Source organism: Micromonospora sp. B9E7 (assembly GCF_039871815.1).
GTDB lineage: Bacteria > Actinomycetota > Actinomycetes > Mycobacteriales > Micromonosporaceae > Micromonospora.
Genome location: NZ_JBDPLX010000001.1, coordinates 70,768 through 86,740 on the forward strand (window position 1 = coordinate 70,768; position 15,973 = coordinate 86,740).

Annotated in this window: 17 protein-coding genes; 6 read left to right on the forward strand and 11 right to left on the reverse strand. The window is 71.3% G+C overall.

Going from position 1 to position 15,973, the window contains the following annotated elements; all coding sequences use genetic code 11:
• Positions 1 to 58: 58 nt before the first annotated feature.
• Together ABGB10_RS00310 and ABGB10_RS00315 are read right to left on the reverse strand one after the other, a co-directional pair.
• Positions 59 to 1,018: a hypothetical protein gene (locus ABGB10_RS00310; RefSeq protein WP_347659223.1), complete on the reverse strand. Its 960-nt coding sequence runs from the start codon at positions 1,016 to 1,018 to the stop codon at positions 59 to 61.
• Positions 1,019 to 1,190: 172 nt separating this feature from the next.
• Complete coding sequence (locus ABGB10_RS00315) at positions 1,191 to 1,577, reverse strand: DUF2267 domain-containing protein (RefSeq protein ID WP_278139856.1); 387 nt, start codon at positions 1,575 to 1,577, stop codon at positions 1,191 to 1,193.
• 178 nt (positions 1,578 to 1,755) lie between these two features.
• Between ABGB10_RS00315 and ABGB10_RS00320 the strand changes: the two genes are divergently transcribed.
• From ABGB10_RS00320 to ABGB10_RS00335, 4 genes are all read left to right on the forward strand, one after another.
• Positions 1,756 to 2,088 carry a nuclear transport factor 2 family protein gene (locus ABGB10_RS00320; RefSeq protein ID WP_145781021.1) on the forward strand — a complete coding sequence of 111 codons (333 nt, stop codon included), beginning with the start codon at positions 1,756 to 1,758 and terminating at the stop codon, positions 2,086 to 2,088.
• Between the two features lie 30 nt (positions 2,089 to 2,118).
• Positions 2,119 to 2,955 carry an oxidoreductase gene (locus ABGB10_RS00325; protein WP_347658766.1) on the forward strand — a complete coding sequence of 279 codons (837 nt, stop codon included), beginning with the start codon at positions 2,119 to 2,121 and terminating at the stop codon, positions 2,953 to 2,955.
• A 225-nt stretch (positions 2,956 to 3,180) separates the two neighbouring features.
• Complete coding sequence (locus tag ABGB10_RS00330; RefSeq protein WP_347658767.1) at positions 3,181 to 3,600, forward strand: ATP-binding protein; 420 nt, start codon at positions 3,181 to 3,183, stop codon at positions 3,598 to 3,600.
• Positions 3,601 to 3,705: 105 nt separating this feature from the next.
• A complete protein-coding gene (locus ABGB10_RS00335; RefSeq protein WP_347658768.1) occupies positions 3,706 to 4,083 on the forward strand; it encodes a nuclear transport factor 2 family protein in 378 nt (125 codons plus the stop codon).
• A gap of 43 nt (positions 4,084 to 4,126) precedes the next feature.
• Here the strand turns inward: ABGB10_RS00335 and ABGB10_RS00340 are convergent, their stop codons facing one another.
• The 3 genes from ABGB10_RS00340 to ABGB10_RS00350 all read right to left on the reverse strand — a co-directional run bounded on the left by ABGB10_RS00340 (position 4,127) and on the right by ABGB10_RS00350 (position 7,853).
• Complete coding sequence (locus tag ABGB10_RS00340; protein WP_347658769.1) at positions 4,127 to 4,609, reverse strand: molybdenum cofactor biosysynthesis protein; 483 nt, start codon at positions 4,607 to 4,609, stop codon at positions 4,127 to 4,129.
• A gap of 156 nt (positions 4,610 to 4,765) precedes the next feature.
• On the reverse strand, positions 4,766 to 6,868 hold the full coding sequence (locus ABGB10_RS00345; RefSeq protein WP_347658770.1) for a PQQ-dependent sugar dehydrogenase: 2,103 nt from the start codon (positions 6,866 to 6,868) through the stop codon (positions 4,766 to 4,768).
• A gap of 37 nt (positions 6,869 to 6,905) precedes the next feature.
• On the reverse strand, positions 6,906 to 7,853 hold the full coding sequence (locus ABGB10_RS00350) for a LamG-like jellyroll fold domain-containing protein (RefSeq protein WP_347658771.1): 948 nt from the start codon (positions 7,851 to 7,853) through the stop codon (positions 6,906 to 6,908).
• Positions 7,854 to 7,986: 133 nt separating this feature from the next.
• Here ABGB10_RS00350 and ABGB10_RS00355 point away from each other — a divergent pair, with 133 nt between their 5' ends.
• A complete protein-coding gene (locus tag ABGB10_RS00355; RefSeq protein WP_347658772.1) occupies positions 7,987 to 9,021 on the forward strand; it encodes a LacI family DNA-binding transcriptional regulator in 1,035 nt (344 codons plus the stop codon).
• A gap of 15 nt (positions 9,022 to 9,036) precedes the next feature.
• Here the strand turns inward: ABGB10_RS00355 and urtE are convergent, their stop codons facing one another.
• From urtE to ABGB10_RS00385, 6 genes are all read right to left on the reverse strand, one after another.
• On the reverse strand, positions 9,037 to 9,729 hold the full coding sequence (gene urtE, locus ABGB10_RS00360) for an urea ABC transporter ATP-binding subunit UrtE (protein WP_347658773.1): 693 nt from the start codon (positions 9,727 to 9,729) through the stop codon (positions 9,037 to 9,039).
• The gene (gene urtD, locus ABGB10_RS00365; RefSeq protein WP_347658774.1) at positions 9,729 to 10,505 is read right to left on the reverse strand and encodes an urea ABC transporter ATP-binding protein UrtD; all 777 of its coding nucleotides are present in this window, start codon (positions 10,503 to 10,505) and stop codon (positions 9,729 to 9,731) included. The genes urtE and urtD overlap by 1 nt, the downstream gene beginning before the upstream one ends.
• On the reverse strand, positions 10,502 to 11,686 hold the full coding sequence (gene urtC / locus ABGB10_RS00370; protein ID WP_347658775.1) for an urea ABC transporter permease subunit UrtC: 1,185 nt from the start codon (positions 11,684 to 11,686) through the stop codon (positions 10,502 to 10,504). Before urtC ends, urtD begins: the two co-directional genes overlap by 4 nt.
• Positions 11,683 to 12,570, reverse strand: coding sequence for an urea ABC transporter permease subunit UrtB (gene urtB / locus ABGB10_RS00375; RefSeq protein ID WP_347658776.1), 888 nt, complete (start codon positions 12,568 to 12,570; stop codon positions 11,683 to 11,685). The genes urtC and urtB overlap by 4 nt, the downstream gene beginning before the upstream one ends.
• Positions 12,571 to 12,645: 75 nt before the next feature.
• Positions 12,646 to 13,890, reverse strand: coding sequence for an urea ABC transporter substrate-binding protein (gene urtA, locus ABGB10_RS00380; protein ID WP_347658777.1), 1,245 nt, complete (start codon positions 13,888 to 13,890; stop codon positions 12,646 to 12,648).
• 432 nt (positions 13,891 to 14,322) lie between these two features.
• On the reverse strand, positions 14,323 to 15,405 hold the full coding sequence (locus tag ABGB10_RS00385; RefSeq protein WP_347658778.1) for a substrate-binding domain-containing protein: 1,083 nt from the start codon (positions 15,403 to 15,405) through the stop codon (positions 14,323 to 14,325).
• 96 nt (positions 15,406 to 15,501) lie between these two features.
• Between ABGB10_RS00385 and ABGB10_RS00390 the strand changes: the two genes are divergently transcribed.
• Complete coding sequence (locus ABGB10_RS00390; RefSeq protein WP_347658779.1) at positions 15,502 to 15,966, forward strand: MarR family transcriptional regulator; 465 nt, start codon at positions 15,502 to 15,504, stop codon at positions 15,964 to 15,966.
• The last annotated feature ends 7 nt before the right edge of the window (positions 15,967 to 15,973 follow it).

The following is a 15,973-nucleotide window of genomic DNA, read 5'->3' on the forward strand; positions in this document are numbered from 1 at the left end:
GTGGTCTGACCGGCGGGTCAGGCCGCGCCCCGGCCGTCTCTCGTGCGAAGACCGTGGCTCAGCGGAACAACACCGGCCGGTTTCCCCGAGCGCCGACGAGCTGGCCCCGGATGTTGATGTCCTCGATCGAGTCGGTCTGCAGCACGCCCCGGGTGGTCAGGTCGGTCATCACCCCGTTACGCCAGAGAAACGGATGCCACGCAGCGGTGGTGGTGCTCTGGCCCAGCACCTCGCCCCGGTCGTTGATCGCGGTGGCACGGCTCCAGTCGCCACCGAGCGTGCCGAGGTCGGTCAGTGTCCCGTTCTGCCAGCGGAACGCCCGCCCGTTCGCCGCGCCCACCACCTGACCCCGGTTGTTGACGCCGAGGGCCTCGCTGCCGATCTGGGTGAGGACGCCGTTGCGCAGGCGACCGCCCACGCAGGTGCACGGGTAGTCCTGCGGCGGCACGTTGAACCCGCCCACCACGTCACCCGCGTTGTTGAAGTCGCTTGTGTACTCGTAGAAGTACTCGCGGCCCAGGTCGGTGAAGACGCCGTTGCGCCACAGGAAGCGATGCGGCATGTCACCGGCCGGTTCGCTGGTGCCGAGCACCTGCCGCCGGTCGTTGACGCCGATCGCCACGCTGTTCTCCCCGCCCAGGGTGCCCAGGTCGTGGAGCTGGCCGTCGCGCCAGAGCACCGCGCGGGTCAGGTAGTCCGCGCCGAAGGAGGTGATCGCCACGTCGCCGAACTCGTTGACGTCCACGGCGCTGGAATCCGTGTCGCCCGGCAGCACGCCCAGGTCGGTGATGACACCGTGCCGCCAGAGCACGGCGTGCCGGGCACCGCTGGCGACAGTGCTCCAGCCGACGACGTCGCCGCGGTCGTTCATCGCCGTGGCAGCGCCGTCGCCGCCGCTCAGGGTGCCGAGGTCGACGACCCGGTAGCTGTGCGGGGACGCGGCGGCGGGAGCGGGGGCAAGGGTGACCAGCGCGACGACGGTCGTCGCTGCGGTCAGCAGGGGACGCGGGGACACCATGGACGTCAAGGGGACGCTCCTCGGATCGGAGCGGCGACGACCCGGCGGACGGGCGCGGAGCCATCACCACTGCGCGTTCGATCGGTAACGCACAGTAGATCCGGTGTCGTGGCGACGCACCAGGGACCGAACGGTCATCGACGCCCGAGTCGTCCGGCGGCGGGGGCGTAGGTCAGGGACCGTGTGGCAGCGGCTGCGCCAGTGCCCGCAGGTCCGCCGGGAGTTGGGCCAACGCGTCCTCGAACTCGCGGTGCCCGACCACCCGGTGCATGGTCTGGAGCACCGCCCGGGTGCCCCGCTCGGCGGCAGGACGGTCGATCCCGGCACGGTCGGCCACCCGGCGCAGGAACTCGTCGAGGCCGAACGCCTCCGGCGGCTCGGCGGCCTTGACCAGCAGCGGGCTCAGCTCGTCGGCCAGGTGCGGGGCCAACGCGCCCGACTCACCGCCGCTGAGCCGCTCGGTGAGGGTCCGCAGAACGGCCTCGGTCAGTGGGCGCGCCTGCTCCGGCGGAACCCCCGCCCGTGCCGCGACCTTGTCGACGAATCCCAGCTCGGCCATGCCCCCGCCCTTCGTCCGGAGACGCGTGGCTACCCGGGCCCTCCGACGGCAAACCCGGCAGACGCAGCGGGGATGGTTCTGTTGGTTGCTCCGCGCGCCACCGTCCCCGTCTCGTACGGTGAGGTCGGACCGGGAACCCGACGGCTGCCGACGGCGGCCCGTGCCGCAGGAGGAGCAGATGGCCGTCGACCTACCCGACGTGATCGACAGGTACTTCCGGGCCGTCAACGACCGGGACCTGGACGCCTTCGTCGCCTGCTTCGCGGACACCGCGAGCGTCGCCGACGAGGACCGGCTGTACGACGGGCGGGCCTCGATCCGCGCGTGGCGGCAGAAGACGATGGACGCCTACTCGTACACCGCCGAGCCGGTTCGTGTGACATCGCAGGCGGGCGACTCGTACCTGGCCCTCACCCGGGTCTCCGGCGACTTCCCCGGCAGCCCGATCGAGCTGCGGTACCGGTTCACCCTGCGCGACGGCCTGATCGGCGCCCTGGACATCCGCCCGTAGCACCCGGAGACCACCGACGGGAGAAGCGACGTGCCGCGAGTATGGCTCATCACCGGTTGTTCCCGTGGTCTCGGCCGTGCCCTCGCGGAGGCCGTGCTGGCCGACGGCGACCAACTGGTCGCCACCGCCCGGAATCCCACCCAGCTCGACGCCCTCACCGACCAGTACGGTGACCAGGTCCAGGCGGTAGCCCTCGACGTCACCGACCCGGCCGCCGCCCGCGCCGCCGTCGACACCGCCGTGGACGGGTTCGGGCGCCTGGACGTCCTGGTGAACAACGCCGGGTACGCCGACGTCGCCGCGATCGAGGACATCTCGGAGGACGACTTCCGCGCGCAGATCGACGCGAACTTCTACGGGGTGGTCAACCTGTCCCGCGCCGCGCTGCCCACGATGCGTGAGCAGGCGCGGGGGCACATCGTCCAGATCTCCAGCGTCGGCAGCCGGGTCGCCAGCACCGGCCTGGGCGCGTACCAGTCCGCCAAGTGGGCGGTCAGCGGTTTCTCCGCGGTTCTCGCCAGGGAGGTCGCGACGTTCGGGATCCGGGTCACCAGTGTCGAGCCGGGCGGGTTGCGCACCGACTGGGCCGGCTCGTCGATGAGCGCGCCGCCGATCAGCGAGCCGTACCGCCCGGTCATCGACCCGGCCGTGCAGCGGCTGCGTCAGGGCAGCGGCAAGCAGCCGGGCGACCCGGTCCGGGCCGCGCAGGCGATCATCCGGATCACCCAGGTCGACGACCCTCCCCTGCGGTTGCTGCTCGGCGCCGACGCGGTGGCGGCCGCCTCGGCTGCCGCCGAGGCCCTCGCGGCGTCCGACGCGCGGTGGCGGGAGCTGAGCGAGTCCATCGCCTACGACGCGGCCCCCTGAGCGGCCCCTGGTACCGGACCGACGACGCGTTTCGGTCCGGCCCGCAGGTGATCCGCCGCCGAACGGACGAACGGGCAAGAGCCCGGCGGATGACATGATGTGGCGACAACAGCTTCAGCACGAGAAAGGTTGCTGCTGTCCGATGGCGCACTTCGAGGCTCGCAGGTGCACGGTGAACGGGCCGATCGTGGTGGCGCTGACCGGCGACCCGCGACCGGGGGGCTGATGCCCGCCGAGCAACGCGACACCGCGATCGAGCAGAGCGCTCCCGTCCAGTTCGCGGACACCATGGCATACCAGGTGGCGACCGACGTGCGAGCGTTACGCGCGTTCGTCAGCGCCGCAGCGCTGGCCCGGGGCCTGCCGCCGCACCGGGTGGAGCTGCTGACGCTGGCGGTCAGTGAGCTGGCCTCCAACACGTTGCAGCACACCACCGGCGGTGGTCGGGTCCTGCTCTGGGCCGAGTCGGGCCACCTGTTCTGCGACGTCGTCGACCGGGGACCGACGCGGACGTTCGGCCAGGGCATGCCGGCCACCGACGCGGTACGAGGTCGTGGGCTGGCGATCGTGGAGCGGATCTGCGACGAGGTCGTCGTGCTCGGCAACGCCGGGGAGACCGTCGTACGGATTCGCCTGACCCTGTGAATGCCGGCGGCGATCCATGCCCGCACCGACCATGTGGCCTGCCACAATGCGGACAGACCGGCCCCGTGGTGGAATCGGGTCGGACCCGACCGGGAGGACGGCACGATGCCGGACAGCGCACGCGAGGCAGAGCTACTCGATGCCGAGCGCACCCTGCAGGCCGCCCAGCGGGCCGGCGACGTCGACGCCCTCGACCAACTGCTGGTCGACCAACTGATCTGCGTCGGCCCGGACGGCCGTACGTACACCAAGCAGGACGACCTGACGGCACACCGGGAACGCCGCTCGGTGGTGCAGGAGCTGGTCGAGGAGCAGCTTGACCTGCTCGTCGTCGGGTCGACCGGGGTGACGTTCTTCCTGGGCCGGGTGGCTGGTTCCGTCGACGGGGCGCCGTACGCGGCTCGCCTGCGCTACACCCGGACCTGGATACACGACGACCCGCACGGTTGGCGGGTCCTCGCCGCGCACATCAGCCCGGTCTGACCCAGGTCGGGAGCCAGCTCCTCGAACGCGTCGATGGCCTGCCTTACGCGGGCATTCGCTCGACGCTGACCTCGACCGGGCCGACGCGCAGGGTGCCGTCGTTGAGTGCGGTGCAGCGGATTCCGCCGGTGGTGCGCAGCGCCTTCCACGCGCCCGGGCCGACGGTGACGTCCATCCAGGCGCAGGGCCGGGCCGCCCGGTTGACCCGCAGGCTGACCGGGCCGTCCCCGGAGTCCAGCACCAGGACTCTGCCGATCAACTCGTCCACGGCTATGCCGGTGGTGAGGATGTTGCGGCGGACCTCGGCCAGACCGATGTCGACCGGCAGCGACTCCTGGGCGATGACCGTGACGCTGGCGTCGCGGTGCGCCTGCTGGCCGAAGTACCGGTCGCCGACGATGCCGAGGCCGGCCCGAATCTGGACCACGTCGACCAGCTCGCCCGGCGGGGCGGGCGCCGGGCCGTCGGCGGGCCGGCCCAGGAAGCGGTGCACGGGCGAGGCCAGCAACTCGACGATCTCCGGCATGACAGGAATTGTACGAAGCGGACCGGAGCCGGCGGGCCAGGTCGGCCCGAGCGCACCGCCTGAGGTCCCGGCCTACCGCTCGGCAGCGTCTGGGCGCGCCGCCGAAGCGGCGGTGGGGACGGCGACGTCATGCCGCCGCCCCCACCGCGACCAGGCTCAGGCAGGCGTGCCGGTGACGGTGAGGTTGCGCAGTCGGCCCACGTTGTCGAACGAGCCGAAGCCGACCCGTCCCGAGCCGAACGTGCTGTCCTTCGCGGTCAGCAGCGGGTCCCGCTGCCCGTCGACGTAGACGGCGATCTCGCCGGTTGCCGGCAGGTGCACCACCCGCACGCGGTGCCAGTTGGCATCGGTGATCGCCGGGTTGGCGCCCCGGGACCTGCCGTTCCACTGGTGGTCGATGCGCTCCCGGTCGGCGTTGTCCACCTTGAAGATGCCGTTGTGCGGATAGATGGTGTTGTCGGTGGAGAGGTGGGCGTAGTAGAACTCGGTGTCCGAGCGCCAGCCGAAGACGATGATCACGTCCCGGTTGGTGACCTCCACCGGTGTGTCGAGTCGTACCTGAGCGTCGACCTGCACCGACGACCACGCCGGGCCGCCGGTCAGCACGGCGTACTCGAACGGCCGGCGCGGGCCTGGGCGACTCTCCCCGGCCTCGGCCAGGATGACCTGGTCGTGGGTGAACTGCCACTTCGCCGGGGTCACCGGCGCCCAGTTGGAGGCCCCCGCGGTGCGGCGCAGGGTGGTGTCGCCGACGTCGCCGCTGGCGAACGAGCTGGTGCCGGTCACCTTCCACACCTTTCCGTTGGCCTTGGCGACGACGTAGAGCTCACCGGCGGCGTCGGTGCCGAAGCGCAGGTCCACCCGGTTGGGGTCACCCGGCGCACCCGGTGCGGACAGATCACGCATCCGGACCGGGACGCCCGCCGTGTCGAAGAGCGCGAGTTGGTGGATCGTGGCCAGGCCCCGGCCGCGGCGCATCTCGTTCGCCTCGGTGTAGAGCACCCGGCCGTCGACCAGGTCACCGAAGACGTACTTGCCGCGCAGCGCCGGCAGCGCCCGTCCCCGGTAGACGAAGCCGCCGGCCACCGCGACGCCGACGTCGTCGGTGCAGTTCCAGCCCGGGGCGGGGTCGTGGTCGTACGCGGCGACCGGGTAGGTGTAGCCGTACCGATCGTCGTCGGCGGGCAGCGGCAGCAGCCGGTCGCACGGGCTCGTGGCCGCCTTGTCGAAGACGAAGGAGCCCTCGCGCTCGCTCCAGCCGAAGTTGTCGCCGGCGCGTACCTCGTAGATCGCCTCCACGGCGTGCTCACCGATGTGCCCGAGGTACATCCGGCCGGTGGCCCGATCCCAGCTGAACCGGTGCGGGTCGCGGAACCCCAGGGCGTAGATCTCGCCGAGCGCGCCGGCCCGGCCGACGAACGGGTTTGTCGGTGGGATGCCGTAACGCCCGTTGGCCGAGTTGGTGCCGCGGGGGTCGATCCGCAGGAGCTTGCCGTGCGGCAGCGCCAGGTTCTGCGGGTCGGTGTTGCGGGCACCCTGGCCGCCGTCGCCGACGGCGAGGTACAGCAGGCCGTAGTCACGGTCGTGGCGCTCGGCCGTGGGGTTGAAGTTGATCTCCTGGATGCCGTGCACCTGGCCGCCGAAACCGATGCGCAGCACCTCCCGGTGGTTACCGGCGAAGGTGGCGGCGGCGGGATCGTTCGCCGTCCACTCGGTGATGACACCGTGGAAGAGCGTGTTGGGCTGGGCGTGGTCCGGTGTGGCGGTCGTCGTCGACGCCAACTCGGTGTGGATGGTGTAGAACCGGCCGTTCGCCCCGAACTCCGGGTGGAACGCGACGTACCCGAAGCCCTGGCCGAGCCCACGACCGGAGAAGAACCGCGGCGCGAACGTCGCCGCCACGTCCAGGTAGACGTGCGGCACACCGTTCTCGACCAGGTAGAGGCTGCCGTTGAGGTCGGGCACCGCCCGTCGGCCGGAGCCGTCGGGCACCTCCATGATGGTGTTGATCCGCGCGGTACGCATGAGCCGCGCATCGGTCGGCGCGGGCGTGGGGTACGACTGCGGGAAGCTGGCGTACTCGCTGAGGACCAGCCCGAGGCGGGACTGGACCGGCATCTCGGGGATCGGGTCGTCGACCGCGTCGGCGGCCCGCGCGGGCGTGGCGACCAGGGTGGACAGGATCAGCACGAGGGCGGTGAGGCCGGCCCTCAGGGTGGGGCGGCGGACGGTGCCGGCGCGGCGGTGCAGGGTGTGCACGCGTGTCTCCTTCTCGGTGGGACGGTGCCGAGGGTGGTCAGCGGGCAAGGTGGCGGTACTGCCTCCGCACGTCGGTCGCGGAGACCACACTGTCGAGGAACATCAGGCCGTCCATCCGGCAGTCACAGGGGTTGCGCTCGGTGGTGTCCTGGGGGAAGCTCCCGCCGATCTTGATGCCTCGGGGGTCGGACGCGGTGGTCACGTGTGGGCCGGGCCCGGACACCAGCCACGGGTCGTCGGCGCGGGTGTAGAAGCCGTCCACCGGTTCGCCGTTGCGGTAGAGGGCGAGCGTGCCGGTGTCGAAGTCGAAGGTGGCGGCCAGGTGCACCCACTCCCCCACCGGCAGCAGTTCGCGCCAGTCCTGGTTGGCGGCGAAGGTCTGCGAGTTGCCGCCGTCGAGCCGCCGGCCGAGCGCGACGAGACGCAGCTCCCCGTCGACGTCGATCAGCTCCAACAGGGCACGGACGCCGTGGCCGTCGGAGTCGCCGGTCAGCACCCCGGCCAGCCCGATCGCGTTGTAGAGGTCGGCGGGGTCGGCGGTGGTGGAGTTGGGCAGCGGGCTGTCCATGTTCAGCTTGAACCAGCCCATGACCGTGGTGCCCGCGGTGGCGCTGAAGGCGCGTAACGTCCGCACCCCGCTGGCCGACCAGGTGCCGGCCTTCCAGTCGTCGTTGCCGGCCACGGCGGGATCGACCTGCCGGGTCTGCACCGCGTTGCGGCTGCCCCGGTAGGCGCGGTCCGGCACCCGCATGGCGGCACCGCCGTTGACCAGCTCGATCTCGGTGCCGGAACGCCCCTGGTCGCGTTCCAGGGCGGGGTCGCCGGGCACCGGGTGGTCGAAGTCGTACGCGGCGACCAGGTGCGCGCGCAGCGTCGGGTGGACGTCGGGCGGGTTGCTGCGAGCTGCCTGCGCCGGTGGCGCGCTGGCGCCGGTCAGTGCGCCGATCGCCAGGAGGGAGACGGCCGCTCGTCGGGCCCTGGACATGGCTGTCACCTCGTTTCGCGGCATGCCGGATGCCGGTCACGTAAGCGCTTACGAAAGCGCTTACGTACCCTAGGCTTCGATGGATGCCACTCGCAACAGATCGGATGGCATGAATGTTTTCGGAGGGTTGTCGATGCCCAGGGCCAGCCGGCGGCCGCGCCTCGTGGACGTCGCCGAACGCGCCGCCGTCTCGCTGGCGACCGCCTCCCGGGCTCTCGCCGGCCGTGAGGGGGTCAGCACCGAGGTGGCCGAGCGGATCCGGCAGATCGCGCACGAGCTGGGATACGTCGCCAACCCGTACGCCCGCACCCTGGCCAGCGGGGCCAGCTCCACGGTGGGGTTGATCGTCCATCAGGTCGACGACCCGTACTTCGCCGAGATCGCCGCCGGGGTCATCCAGCTCGCCGCCGAGCAGGGGCTGCTGGTGCAGATCTGCCAGTCCGGCCGCGACCCCGGCTACGAGTTGCAGCAGCTGCGCCACCTGATCGCCCAACGGGTCGGCATCGTCCTGATCAGCGGTTCCGGCTACGACGACCCCCGGATGGAGAGCGCGGCCCGCGCCGAGCTGGCCGCGTTCCAGGACCACGGCGGCCGGGCCGCGGCCATCGGACGGCACGCCCTCGGCGTCGACGCCGTCCTGCCGGACAACGAGGCCGGCGGCTTCGCGCTCGCCCAGCACCTGATGGATCTCGGCCATCGGCGGATCGCGGTCGCCGCGGGCAGCGCCGGTCTCACCACGGTCGCCGACCGGCTGGCCGGAGTGTCGTCGGCCCTGCGGCAGCGCGGGCGGCCCTCGGACGACCTCGCCGTGGTGCACAGCGACTTCACCCGCGACGGAGGCCGCGCCGCCGCCGAGCAGATCCTCAACGCGCATCCCGAGACGACGGCGATCGTCGCGCTCAACGACGCGATGGCCATGGGTGTGCTGTCTACGCTGCGGTCGCGCCGCGTGCCGGTGCCCGCGCGGATGTCCGTCGTCGGCTTCGACGACGTCTCCGTGGCGGCCGACCTCGCGCCCAGTCTCACCACCATCCGCCTGCCGATGACCGAGATGGGTCGCACCGCACTCGGCCTCGCCCTCAAGCCCCGCTCGACGCGCCCCCGCCGCCGTCCCACCGGGCACCTGCTGGTCGTCCGCGACTCGACCGGCCCCGCGCCGCGGATCTGACCGGACGACGCCGGCTCACACCGCCAGGGCCGCGCGGACCTCCTGTTCCGCCGTGACACCCCCGTCGCCGTGCGAGGTGACCCGGCCGGATTCCAGCACCTGGTAGCGGTCCGCCACCCGCAGCGCGAACCCCAGGTGCTGCTCGACGAGCAGCACGCTGAACCCGGACTGCCGGGTCAACTCGACGATTCGTTCCTGGATCTCCGCGACCACCGACGGTTGGATGCCCTCGGTCGGCTCGTCGAGCATCAGCAACCTCGGCCGGGTGATCAGAGCGCGGGCGATGGCCAACTGCTGACGCTGACCTCCGGAGAGCAGCCCGGCCCGACGCCGCAGCAGCGGTCGCAACGCCGGAAACAGGTCCAGCACCTCGGCGGTGGCCACCGCGCCGTCGCGCCGGCCGTCGGCGACCAACCGCAGGTTCTCCGCGGCGGTCAGGTGCGGGAAACACTGCTGACCCTGCGGGACGTACGCCATCCCCCGCGCCACCCGCTCGTGCGGCCCGAGGCGGGTGACGTCCTCGCCGTCCAGCTCGACGATGCCGGCGCTCGGGCGCAGCAGCCCGGCGGCGACCCGCAGCAGGGTGCTCTTTCCGGCGCCGTTGTGTCCGAGCACCGCGGCGACGCCGTCCGGCGGGACGGCCAGGTCGACGCCGTGCAGCACCCGAGAGCGCCCGTACCCGGCGTGCACTCCACGCAGCGTCAGCATCATGCCTCCTGGCCGGTGCGGGCCGACCCGGCGTCGACCGGGTGACCAAGGTAGACCTCCTGCACGCGCGGGTCCGCCTGGACCTGCGCCACCGTGCCCTCGCTGAGCACCCGTCCGGCGTGCAGCACGGTGACGCTGCGGGCGAACCGGCGCAGGAAGTCCATGTCATGCTCGATCACGACGACCGTGCGGTCGCGGCTCACCGTCTCCAGCAGCGTCCCGGTGGCGTCGCGTTCCTCGTGGCTCATGCCGGCGACCGGCTCGTCGAGCAGCAGCAGCCGCGCGTCCTGTACCAGCAGCATCCCAATCTCCAGCCACTGCTTCTGGCCGTGCGCGAGCGTCCCGGCGAGGTGGTCGGCCCGGTCGACCAGCCCGATGGTCTCCAGCGCGGCCGCCACGTCGTCGGGGACACCCCGCCGACGGCGGGCCAGGGTCGCCCACCCGCGCCGGGCGCCCGCCGCGATGTCGAGGTTCTGCAACACCGACAGCTCCTCGAAGACCGCCGACGTCTGGAACGTCCGACCGATGCCCAGGCGGCTGATCCGGTGCACCGGGCGGCCCAACAGCTCGTCGTCACCGAACCGGACCGAGCCGGTGGCCCGGACCAGTCCGGTGATCGCGTCGACCAGCGTGGTCTTGCCGGCGCCGTTCGGCCCGATCAGGAACCGGATGTCACCGGCGGGCACCTCCAACGAGACGCCGTCGACGGCGGTGAAACCGTCGAAGCTGACCCGCACGTCACGGACGGACAACCCGTCCAACCGCTCGCCGCTCATGCCGCCGGCACCTCCCGCTCGGCGCGTCGTCGGCCCGGTGGTGACCACCAACGCCGGCCTGGTGTGGCGCTGCCGTCACGGCGGCGGGCCAGCGCCCACAGCGACGCCAGACCACCGGGTAGGAACGCCACCACGACCACGAAGAGCAACCCTTGGAGGTACGTCCAGGTGCCCGGGAACCGCTCGGAGAGAGCGGTACGCGCCCAGGCCACCGCCACCGCGCCGAGCACCGGGCCGAGCAGGGTAGCCCGACCACCCACCGCGACGCCGATGACGAACTCGATCGACGGGACGATGCCGATCAGCGCCGGTGAGATGATGCCGACCGCGGGGACGAACAGCGCCCCGGCCAGGCCGGCCATCCCCGCCGCGACCACGTACGCCACCAGCTTGACCGATGCCGGGTCGTAGCCGAGGAAGCGGACCCGTTCCTCGCCGTCGCGGACCGCCACCAGCAGCTCGCCGTAGCGGCTGTGGATGAGCTGACGGGCCAGCGCGAGCAACGCCAGCAGTGTGCCGGCGATGACGAAGTAGACCATCCGCTGGTTGACCGGGTCGTCCAGGTCGTAGCCGAAGAAGCCCTTGATGTCGGTGAGCCCGTTGGTGCCACCGGTGGTGCCCTGCTGGCCGATCAGCAGGATCACCATCGCGGCGGCGAGCGCCTGGCTGAGGATGGCGAAGTACGCGCCCCGGACGCGGCGGCGGAAGACGAGCGAGCCCAACCCGAAGGCGACCGCCATCGGTAGCAGCACTGTCGCGGGCAGCGCGAACCAGGGGCTGGCGAACGGTCTCCACCACAGCGGCAGTTCGTCGAGCTGCCCGTACAGCTGCATGAAGTCGGGCATCCCACCTGGGCCCGCGTCGGCGAGCTTGAGGTGCATGGCCATCGCGTAGCCGCCGAGGCCGAAGAAAACGCCCTGGCCGAGGGTGAGCATGCCGCCCCGGCCCCAGGCGATGCCGATGCCCACCGCGACCATGGCGACGCAGAGGTACTTGGCGAGCAGCGACAGCCGGAAGTCCGACAACACCAGCGGAGCGACGGCGAACAGCAACGCCGCGCCGAACGCGAAGCCGGCCGCCGCGCGCAGTCGGGATCGGTTCGCGGGCCGGCCCGGTGGCGTGGCCCCGGCGGGTGCGGGGCGGACGGCGGTGTCGGGCGGCGCGGGGGTGACGGCGGTCATGCGAGGCTCCTGGTCCGCAGGGTGAACAGGCCCTGTGGCCGCCACTGGAGGAACGCGACGATCGCCACGAACACGATCACCTTGGCGACGCTGAGGGTGGTGAGGTACTCCCCGGTGGCCTGGAGGACGCCGAGGGCGAAGGCGACGATCACGCTGCCCTTGAGCTGGCCGATCCCGCCGACCACGACCACCAGGAAGGCATCGATGATCAGGTTTGTGCCCATGGTCGGGCCGATCGGGCCGAGCAGGGTGAGAGCCACCCCGGCGAGCCCGGCCAGGCCGGACCCGACGAAGAAGGTCGTCCGGTCGACCCGGGAGGTGGCGATGCCGGACACCGCGGCGAGGTCCCGGTTCTGCACCACCGCGCGGATGCGACGCCCGAGTGGGGTGAGCCGCAGCGCCAGCGTGAGCGCCGCGACGGCGGCCAGCGCCAGGGCCAGGATGAACAGCCGGTTGTTCGCGATGGTCAGCCCGCCGGGGAGCGCCACGTTGCCGGTGAGCAGTTCCGGCGCGCGGGTCTGCACGTTCGGGCTGCCGAAGACGTCCCGGGCCAGCTGTTGCAGCATCAGCGACACGCCCCAGGTGACCAGCAGGGTGTCCAGCGGTCGGGCGTACAGCCGGCGGATGAGCAGCAGCTCCAGGAGCGCGCCCATCGTGCCGGCGACCACGAATGCCACCGGTAGCGCGACCACCAACGACCAGCCGGCCCCGGTGATGCTCTGCTGTAGGACGTAGGTGGTGTACGCGCCGGCCATGATGAACTCACCGTGCGCCATGTTGATCACGTTCATCTGGCCGAAGGTCAGCGCGAGGCCGAGCGCGATGAGCAGCAACACCGCGCCGATGCTGATGCCGGTGAAGAGTTGACCGAAGAGGACTGTCACGGTGGGTACTCCGAACTGCTGGTCGGGTGGCCCGGGCAGGCCGCGCGGCAACACGTCCCGCCCGGGCCGGCGTCGTCAGCTCAGGCCGCTCGCCCACGGATAAGTCTTGAGGTACGGGTCCGGCGAGACCGGCTTCCCGGAGTTCCACACCTCGGTGATCAGACCGTCCGCGCCGATCTTGCCGATCCGGGCGGTCTTGGCGATGTGCTGGGTCTCCCCGTCCACCGTGACCAGGCCCTCCGGCGCGTCGAAGGTGATCCCGTCCGAGGCGGAGCGGACCTTCTCCACGTCGAACGCGCCAGCCTTCTCGACCATCGCCTTCCACAGGTACACGGCGACGTACGCGGCCTCCATCGGGTCACTGGTCGGCTTGTCCGCGCCGTACTTCGCCTTGTACGCGGCCACGAACTTCTCGTTCGCCGCCCCCGGGGTGGTCTGGTAGTAGTTCCAGGCGGTCAGCTGCCCCTCCAGGTACTGGGTGCCGATGCCCTTGACCTCCTCCTCGGCGATCGACACCGACACCACCGGCATGGCGGCAGCGGTCAGGCCGGCCGACTTGTACTCCTTGAAGAACGCCACGTTGCTGTCGCCGTTGAGCGTGTTGAAAACGGCGTCGGCCCCGGACGACTTGACCTTGTTGACGATGGTGCCGAACTCGGTGGATCCGAGCGGCGCGTAGTCCTCACCGAGAACGGTCATCCCGTTCGCGGTCGCGTACGCCTTGATGATTTTGTTGGCGGTGCGGGGAAAGACGTAGTCGCTGCCGACCAGATAGACCGACTTCGCGCCCTGCGACTTGAGGTAGTCGAGCCCTGGAACGATCTGCTGGTTGGTCGTCGCGCCGGTGTAGAAGATGTAGGGCGACTGTTCGAGCCCCTCGTACTGCACCGGGTAGAACAGCAGCGCCTTGTTCTTCTCGAACACCGGCTTGACGGCCTTGCGGCTGGCCGACGTCCAGCAACCGAAAACGGCGGCGACCCGGTCCTCGGAGATGAGCTTCTCGGCCTTCTCCGCAAACGTGGGCCAGTCGGAGGCGCCGTCCTCACCGACCGGCTGGACCTTCTTGCCGAGGACACCGCCGGCCGCGTTGATCTCCTCGACGGCGAGCATGATGGAGTCGCGCACGGTGACCTCGCTGATCGCCATGGTCCCGGAGAGCGAGTTGAGCAGGCCCACCTTGACGGTGTCGCCGGAGACGTCGGCGGTCACGCCGGTCGCGCCGCCCGCGTCGGTGGTCTTGCTGCCGCACGCGGTCATGGCGGCCGCGGCGACCAGGGTCATGGCACCCGCCAGGATGCGGCGGCCCCGGAATAATGACATCTACTCTCCCTGCGGTGCACTCAAGTGGCGAAAGGACGGTCAGTGCGGTCCGGTGGAGCTGACGTGGGCGATGCCGAGGTCGACGGGTGGACGCCGCGCAGGGCACCGGATCGAATATGGGCAGGGAAAGCGTCGACCGGCATCATTGCGCGCGTGTTTCCCAGTCCTTAATTGACTGTTTCCGTGACATCGAGCAAGCGCGCACAGAGAAACGGCCGGCACCGTCGGGGAAACGGTTCCGGCTGCTCGGAGAGGATTTGAGAAAGGCGTCACCACAATGGTCGGTGGAAGAATTCGCCGACGACGGACGCACATTGGTGGAATCCGACCCAGAGGGCAGATCCTTCACACAGGAAGTATCTTAGGTCCGGATCGGGTGCGGCTGTCAAGGGTCCGGTCGACCCGGTCGCGGCGGATCCCGCGCGGACCGGCTCAGAGCTGGGCGAGCACCGTGAAGTCGAGCCCGTCGGCCTCGGCAAGATAGATGCGCTGACGTACGTGTCGCCGACGCAGCCGCAACCGACCGCGCGGCCCGTGGTACGCCACCGTGTCCGCGGCCGTCTCGATGGCCCGTACGTCGAGGGTCCGGGCCTGACCGATCAGCGCGGCGAGCAGCATCACGCCCTCGTAGCAGGACTCCCCCAGGCTGCCCAGTGGCGGCGCCTCCACCCCGAAACGACGGGCGAACTCGCCGTGGAAGTCGAGGTTCTCCTGGGTCACCAGCCCGGCGAAGAAACCCGCGGTGCTGTACAGCCGCCTGGTCGCGCCGGCGCCGCTGGCCAGCAGCATGTTCTCGTCCATCAGCGTGCTCAGACGCAGACAGCGCTGGTCCAGCCCGGATCGGGCGAACGCCCGGTTGAACCGCACCGCGTCCGCACCGACCAGCAGCATCAGCACCGCGTCCGCGTCGCTGTGCTCGATGCGCCGCAGCACGTCGCGGAAGTCGTGCGCGTCCAACGGCAGGAAGTGCTGGCCCACCACCTGCCCGCCGCCGCGCAGCGCGTACCGCTGGGCCGCCCGTGCCGTCCGACGGGGCCACACGTAGTCGTTGCCGACCACGAACCAGCGGCGCACCCGGTGCTCCCCCGCGAGCAGCCGCATCGCGGGCCACAGTTGGGCATCCGGCGTCTCGCTGGTCAGGAAGACCCCTTCGGTACGTTCACCGCCCTCGTACAGTGCGGTGTAGACGTACGGCACCCGGTGCGCGATGCGGGGTGCCAGCGCCTGGCGCACCGACGAGATGTGCCACCCCGTCACCCCCTGCACCGCCCCCACCGACACCAACGCCTCGACCTCGGCGGCAACCTCGGCCGGAGGCGCGCCGCCGTCGACCGGCACCAGCCGCAGCTCACGACCCAGCACGCCGCCGCACCTGTTGACCTCCTCCACCGCGAGCTGCGCGCACAGCTCGCAGGTGGGGCCGAACATCCCGCCCGGCCCGCGCATCGGGTAGACCAGCGCGATGCTGACCACAGCACGGTCGACGGTCAGCCACGGCAGTGCCGGCGCGGACATGAGCACATGATTGCCCGACCCACGACCGAAGGCCAGAGCTCACCACGGACCGGGACGACTCGGTACCATGGCGGGGCCACCGGACCAGGGAGTTCCATGTCAGACGTGCCCGGGGCGCCAGCCGACCTGCTGCGCTCGCTCACCCGCGCCGAACGGCTGCTCTCCCGCCGGCTGGGCGCGGTGCTGGCCGACGACGCGCTGACCGTCGAGGCGTGGCGGGTGCTGTGCCTCCTCGCCGACGGCCAGGGTCACCCGATGAGCGAGGTGTCCGCCGAGGCGTCGCTGCCTCCGGGCACCCTCACCAAACTGGTCGACCACCTCGTCGACCGCAACCTCGTCTTCCGTCGGATAGATCCGATGGACCGTCGACGGATCCGCGCCTACCTCACGGCCCGTGGCCGCCGCGAGCACGAACGCCTCGACCAGCGGGTCCGGGCCAGCCTCGCCGAGCTGGGCATCCCGACGGACACCGGCCTGGTCGAGCGGCTCGACGACCTGGTCGACCGCCTCGACCAGACGCGCAGTGGCGACCGCGCCGACGCGACCGGCTCGCGCCGCTGACCCGCGT

Excerpts from the sequence above, each read along its gene's own strand:
- ABGB10_RS00310 (WP_347659223.1), bottom strand. The coding sequence starts at position 1,018 with ATGGTGTCCCCGCGTCCCCTGCTGACCGCAGCGACGACCGTCGTCGCG.
- ABGB10_RS00315 (WP_278139856.1), bottom strand. The coding sequence starts at position 1,577 with ATGGCCGAGCTGGGATTCGTCGACAAGGTCGCGGCACGGGCGGGGGTT.
- ABGB10_RS00320 (WP_145781021.1), top strand. The coding sequence starts at position 1,756 with ATGGCCGTCGACCTACCCGACGTGATCGACAGGTACTTCCGGGCCGTC.
- ABGB10_RS00330 (WP_347658767.1), top strand. The coding sequence starts at position 3,181 with ATGCCCGCCGAGCAACGCGACACCGCGATCGAGCAGAGCGCTCCCGTC.
- ABGB10_RS00335 (WP_347658768.1), top strand. The coding sequence starts at position 3,706 with ATGCCGGACAGCGCACGCGAGGCAGAGCTACTCGATGCCGAGCGCACC.
- ABGB10_RS00340 (WP_347658769.1), bottom strand. The coding sequence starts at position 4,609 with ATGCCGGAGATCGTCGAGTTGCTGGCCTCGCCCGTGCACCGCTTCCTG.
- ABGB10_RS00350 (WP_347658771.1), bottom strand. The coding sequence starts at position 7,853 with ATGTCCAGGGCCCGACGAGCGGCCGTCTCCCTCCTGGCGATCGGCGCA.
- ABGB10_RS00355 (WP_347658772.1), top strand. The coding sequence starts at position 7,987 with ATGCCCAGGGCCAGCCGGCGGCCGCGCCTCGTGGACGTCGCCGAACGC.
- urtE (WP_347658773.1), bottom strand. The coding sequence starts at position 9,729 with ATGCTGACGCTGCGTGGAGTGCACGCCGGGTACGGGCGCTCTCGGGTG.
- urtD (WP_347658774.1), bottom strand. The coding sequence starts at position 10,505 with ATGAGCGGCGAGCGGTTGGACGGGTTGTCCGTCCGTGACGTGCGGGTC.
- urtC (WP_347658775.1), bottom strand. The coding sequence starts at position 11,686 with ATGACCGCCGTCACCCCCGCGCCGCCCGACACCGCCGTCCGCCCCGCA.
- urtA (WP_347658777.1), bottom strand. The coding sequence starts at position 13,890 with ATGTCATTATTCCGGGGCCGCCGCATCCTGGCGGGTGCCATGACCCTG.
- ABGB10_RS00385 (WP_347658778.1), bottom strand. The coding sequence starts at position 15,405 with ATGTCCGCGCCGGCACTGCCGTGGCTGACCGTCGACCGTGCTGTGGTC.
- ABGB10_RS00390 (WP_347658779.1), top strand. The coding sequence starts at position 15,502 with ATGTCAGACGTGCCCGGGGCGCCAGCCGACCTGCTGCGCTCGCTCACC.